Genomic DNA, 4,715 nt, shown 5'->3' with positions numbered 1-4,715 from the left:
TCGAGCTTCGTGCTGCCGGTGTGGATCGACGCGATGTCGGTCGTCACGTCGACCGTACCCGTCTTTGCCGCGCGGTCGAGCGTCACGGTGCCGCTCGACTTGTCGAACTTGCCGCGCCAGACCGACAGGCCGCCCATGTGGTCAGCCTCGAAGCTCGGGTACGTGTGGCTCGGGTCGAACTGGTACGTGGCGCTTTCGGCAAAGGCCGAGAACGACAGCGACGCTGCCAGCGCGCCCGCGGCGATGATCAGTTGCTTTTTCAAACTCTTTCTCCTTGGAACGGCGCCGCGCCCTCGCGCGGCGTTCGGGTGAGGCAACAGCCCGCCGCTTACTTGGTGGCGACGAGATGGAACTTGATCTGCACTTCGTCCGCGACGACCGACGTGTCCTTCCACTCGCCGGTGCCGACGTTGAAGGCCGAGCGCTTGATCGGCAGCACGCCGTCGAAGGTCTGTGTCGCGCCGCTCTGCGTGACCGTGACGGGCACGGTGACGTTCTCGGACTTGCCCTTGATCGTCAGCTTGCCGGTCACGTTGTACTTGTTGCCGCCCGCCGGCGCGATCGCCGACGACACGAACGTCGCCTGCGGATACGCCTTCGCGTCGAACCAGTCCTTGCCGGCAACCTGGTCGTTGTACATCTTGTCGCCGAGGTCATAGCTCGCGACGTCGATCGTCATCTGGGCGCTGCCCTGCGCGGCTTTCGCCGGGTCGAACTTCACCTGCGCGGAAAACTTCTTGAACGCGCCTTCGGTCGGCACGTTCATCTGCTTCGACACGGCGGACACCTTGCTCTTCGCGAGATCGACATCGGCGAGCGCCGCGCCCGACGCGACAAGTGACACCGCAGCGAACGCGGTCAGCATGGAGCGGGAGAAAGACACTTTCATGGGATCCTTCATTTGGCAAAGGGGAGCATCCGCGACAGCAGGCCGTCGCGGTCCAACAACTGGTGCTTGAGCGCCGCGACCACGTGCAGCGAAACAAGCGCAAGCAGAATGTAATTCAATGACACGTGAAGTGTCTTGAAGGTTTCCTTCAGCACCGGATCGGGGTCGATCAGCCGCGGCAGCGGCACGATGCCGAGATAGACGACCGGGATGTTCGCCGCCGAGCTGTACAGGTAGCCCGTCACCGGAATCACGATCATCAGCACGTACAGCAGGATGTGCACGCCGTGCGACGCCGCACGCTGCCACGCCGGCGTACCGCCCGGCAGCGCCGGCGGCACGTGGGTTGCACGCCACAGCACGCGGATGACGACCAGCGCGAATATCGTCACGCCCATCCACTTGTGCCACGAGAAGTACTTCAGCTTGGTCGGCGTGAAGCCGGGGATGTCGGTCATCACCCAGCCCATCGCGAACGCACAGACGATCAACAGTGCAATCAGCCAGTGCAGCGCGATCGCGGTCTGCGTATAGCGTACCGGCCGGGCCGGCAGCGATTTCGATGCCATCTTGGATTCCTCAGTTCAGCGAACAGCCGCGCCGGAGATTGGTCCGACGCTTGTCAAGGGCGCCATGCTACCGCAACCTTTTGACACGCGCGGACTCTGAAGACAGGCACGCCAGCCGGCTGACGGTTTCCTGTCATGTTACCGATCAGTCACCGGACCCGCGATCGTTGACACGCCGAAAAAGGCCTTTTGGTAAGATTGGCGCGGGTTCCGGCCCCGTCGACGCGTCTCCCCAGCCGTCGCACAACTGCCTTTTCCATGCAACGAAACGACCTGATTGCCTGTCACGAGTGCGACGCACTGTTGCACAAACCGCGCCTGAGCGGACGTGAATCCGCGCGCTGCCCGCGCTGCGATGCGCTGCTCTATCGCAACAGCGCCGCGCAGATCGAGCGGATCTGCGCGCTCGCGCTCGCGGCGCTGATCACGTTCACGATCGCGCAGGTGTTCCCGATCCTCGAAATGGACGTGAACGGCAACCGCGTGCAGACCACGCTGATCGGTGCGATCGATTCATTGTGGCACCAGGACATGGCGATCGTCGGCGTGATGGTGTTCTGCTCGACCGTGCTGTTCCCGCTCATCGAGATGGCCGCGCTGCTGTACCTGCTGCTGCCGATCCGGCGCGGCCTCGTCCCGCCCGGTTTCAACCTGGTGCTGCGTGCGATCGAGCTCGTGCGGCCGTGGGGGATGATCGAGGTGTTCATGCTCGGGATCCTCGTCACGATCGTGAAGATGGTGAGTCTCGCAAGGGTCGTTCCCGATGCCGCGCTGTTCGCATTCGCCGCGCTCACGCTGATGATCGCCGTCGTGCTGATGTTCGATCCGCGCACGCTGTGGGACATCGCCGACGACCTGCGCGCCGGGCGTTCGCCCGGGCAGCCCGACGATGCCGCCCCGCTGCCGGGAGCCGCCCGCCGATGACGATCCCGACCGCCGCCCGCGAGGGCTACGCCAGCTGCCACGCATGCGGGCTCGTGCAGACGCTCGACCATCCGCACGCCCACTGCGCACGCTGCGGCAGCGTCCTCCATTTCCGCACGCCGAACAGCCTGATGCGCACGTGGGCGCTGCTGCTCGCAGCCGCGATCCTGTACATTCCCGCGAACCTGCTGCCGATCATGCGCACGGCGTCGATCGTCGGCTCGCAGGAAGACACGATCATGAGCGGCGTCATCTATTTCTGGGTCTCCGGCGACTGGCCGCTCGCCGTCGTCGTGTTCGTCGCCAGCATCCTCGTGCCGATGCTCAAGCTCGGCGTGCTGCTGATCCTCGTGATCAGCGCGCAGCGCCGCACCGCCTGGCGGCCGCTGCAGCGCACGCGCCTGTTCCGGATCGTCGAACGCATCGGCCGCTGGTCGATGCTCGACATCTTCGTCGTGACGCTGACCGTCGCGCTCGTCCATTTTCGTTCGCTCGCCATCATCACGGCCGGCCCCGGCGCGCTCGCGTTCGGTTCCGTCGTGATCCTGACGATGCTCGCATCGATGCAGTTCGATCCCCGCCTGATCTGGGATCCAGTCGAAACCTCAGGGAATCACCATGAATAGTCCACAAGGCCCGCAGCACGACGCGCCCCGGCCGCCCGATCCGACGATCTCGACGAAAAGCGGCTGGCTGCCGTCGCTCGTCTGGCTCGTGCCGTTGATCGCCGCGCTGATCGGCATCGGCCTCGTGATCAAGTCGGTGCGCGAGCGCGGCCCGGAAATCACGATCAGCTTCCACAGCGCCGAAGGGCTCGAGCCCGGCAAGACCCAGGTCAAGTACAAGGACGTCGAGATCGGCATGGTCAAGACGATCAAGCTGTCGAAAGACCTGTCGCGCGTGCTCGTCCAGGTGCAGCTCAAGAAGGAAGCGGAGGACTTCGCGGTCAAGGGCTCGCGCTTCTGGATCGTGCGGCCGCGCGTCGGCGCGACCGGCGTGTCGGGACTCGGCACGCTGCTGTCGGGCGCATACATCGGCGTCGACGCCGGGCGCTCGGACGATACGCTGACCGACTTCACGGGGCTCGAGACGCCGCCCGCCGTCACGGGCGACCAGAAAGGCACGCAGTACGTGCTGCGCGGCGATTCGCTCGGTTCGGTCGACATCGGCTCGCCCGTCTACTACCGCCGCGTGCAGGTCGGCCAGGTGGTCGGCTTCTCGCTCGACAAGGACGGCACGGGCGTCACCTTCAACGTGTTCGTCAATGCGCCGTACGACCAGTACGTCGGCGTGAACTCGCGCTGGTGGCAGGCGAGCGGCGTCGACCTGCGGCTCGACTCGAGCGGCCTGAAGCTGAACACGCAGTCGCTCGCGACGGTGATCCTCGGCGGCATCGCGTTCCAGACGCCGCCCAACCAGGGCTCCGGCACGACGGCGCCGAACAACACGACGTTCCGCCTCGCGTCCGACGAGGGCGACGCGATGCGCGACCCGGACGGCCAGCCGCTGCAGGTCGTGATGAACTTCAACCAGTCGCTGCGCGGGCTCGCCGTCGGCGCGACGGTCGACTTCCGCGGCATCGTGCTCGGCGAAGTGACGAACATCGGCATCGACTTCGATCCGAAGACGAAGAACTTCCTGATGCCGGTGACGATGAACGTGTATCCGGAACGCCTCGGCCGCCGTTTCCGCGAAACGATCGAGAGCAAGGGCGAACCGGCCCGCCGCGAGATCGTCGAGCGGCTCGTCCAGCACGGGCTGCGCGGCCAGCTGCGCACCGGCAACCTGCTGACGAGCCAGCTGTACGTCGCGCTCGACTTCTTCCCGAAGGCGCCGGCCGTGAAGATCGACACGGCGCGCCAGCCGCTCGAGCTGCCGACCGTGCCGAACACGCTCGACGAGCTGCAGCTGCAGGTCGCCGACATCGCGAAGAAGCTCGACAAGGTGCCGTTCGACCAGATCGGCGCAAACCTGAACAGCGCACTGTCGAACGCCGACAAGCTGTTCAAGCAGCTCGACACGCAGGTCGCGCCGGAAGCGCGCGACACGCTGTCGGCCGCGAAGCAGACCTTCTCCACCGCCGAGGCGACGCTGCAGCAGGATTCGCCGCTGCAGTCCGACGTGCGCGGCGCGCTGAAGGAGCTCACGCGCACGCTGCAGTCGCTGAACGCGCTCGCCGACTACCTCGAGCGTCACCCCGAATCGCTGCTCAAGGGCAAGCCAGGAGATCAACAATGACGACACGCGTGAACGGTTTCGCGAGCGGCGCGGCGGCGGCTGTCGCCGCCCTCGCGCTCGCCGCGTGCAGCTCGCCGCCCGCGCGGTTCTACACG

The 4,715-nt window shown here is 65.9% G+C and carries 6 protein-coding genes; 3 read left to right on the top strand and 3 right to left on the bottom strand.

The window, feature by feature from the left end; all coding sequences use genetic code 11:
* The 3 genes from G3N93_RS34930 to G3N93_RS34920 form a co-directional block, all read right to left on the bottom strand.
* Nucleotides 1–263: YceI family protein (locus G3N93_RS34930; RefSeq protein WP_206135007.1), on the bottom strand; the 263-nt coding region annotated here is incomplete at its 3' end.
* A 65-nt stretch (nt 264–328) separates the two neighbouring features.
* The gene (locus tag G3N93_RS34925) at nt 329–889 is read right to left on the bottom strand and encodes a YceI family protein (RefSeq protein ID WP_011350991.1); all 561 of its coding nucleotides are present in this window, start codon (nt 887–889) and stop codon (nt 329–331) included.
* A gap of 8 nt (nt 890–897) precedes the next feature.
* A complete protein-coding gene (locus G3N93_RS34920; protein ID WP_174939236.1) occupies nt 898–1,458 on the bottom strand; it encodes a cytochrome b in 561 nt (186 codons plus the stop codon).
* 258 nt (nt 1,459–1,716) lie between these two features.
* On the opposite strand from G3N93_RS34920, the gene G3N93_RS34915 reads away from it, so the two are divergent.
* Genes G3N93_RS34915 through G3N93_RS34905 form a run of 3 tightly spaced genes read left to right on the top strand, consistent with a single transcriptional unit; the run spans nt 1,717 to nt 4,620 of the window.
* Nucleotides 1,717–2,382 (top strand): paraquat-inducible protein A, encoded by a 666-nt coding sequence (locus G3N93_RS34915; RefSeq protein ID WP_174947825.1) that lies wholly within the window; start codon nt 1,717–1,719, stop codon nt 2,380–2,382.
* Nucleotides 2,379–3,008, top strand: a complete 630-nt coding sequence (locus G3N93_RS34910) for a paraquat-inducible protein A (protein WP_088926392.1) — start codon at nt 2,379–2,381, stop codon at nt 3,006–3,008. The genes G3N93_RS34915 and G3N93_RS34910 overlap by 4 nt, the downstream gene beginning before the upstream one ends.
* The gene (locus G3N93_RS34905) at nt 3,001–4,620 is read left to right on the top strand and encodes an intermembrane transport protein PqiB (RefSeq protein WP_011350987.1); all 1,620 of its coding nucleotides are present in this window, start codon (nt 3,001–3,003) and stop codon (nt 4,618–4,620) included. The genes G3N93_RS34910 and G3N93_RS34905 overlap by 8 nt, the downstream gene beginning before the upstream one ends.
* Nucleotides 4,621–4,715: the final 95 nt, after the last annotated feature.

Origin of the sequence: Burkholderia sp. Se-20378, assembly GCF_017104665.1 — a bacterium.
Taxonomy (GTDB): domain Bacteria; phylum Pseudomonadota; class Gammaproteobacteria; order Burkholderiales; family Burkholderiaceae; genus Burkholderia; species Burkholderia lata.
The sequence above is the reverse complement of the archived record's forward strand: the minus strand, read 5'-3'. Positions and strand labels throughout refer to the sequence as shown.

Coding starts and splice junctions, on each gene's coding strand:
- G3N93_RS34925 (WP_011350991.1), bottom strand. CDS start 889: ATGAAAGTGTCTTTCTCCCGCTCCATGCTGACCGCGTTCGCTGCGGTG.
- G3N93_RS34920 (WP_174939236.1), bottom strand. CDS start 1,458: ATGGCATCGAAATCGCTGCCGGCCCGGCCGGTACGCTATACGCAGACC.
- G3N93_RS34915 (WP_174947825.1), top strand. CDS start 1,717: ATGCAACGAAACGACCTGATTGCCTGTCACGAGTGCGACGCACTGTTG.
- G3N93_RS34910 (WP_088926392.1), top strand. CDS start 2,379: ATGACGATCCCGACCGCCGCCCGCGAGGGCTACGCCAGCTGCCACGCA.
- G3N93_RS34905 (WP_011350987.1), top strand. CDS start 3,001: ATGAATAGTCCACAAGGCCCGCAGCACGACGCGCCCCGGCCGCCCGAT.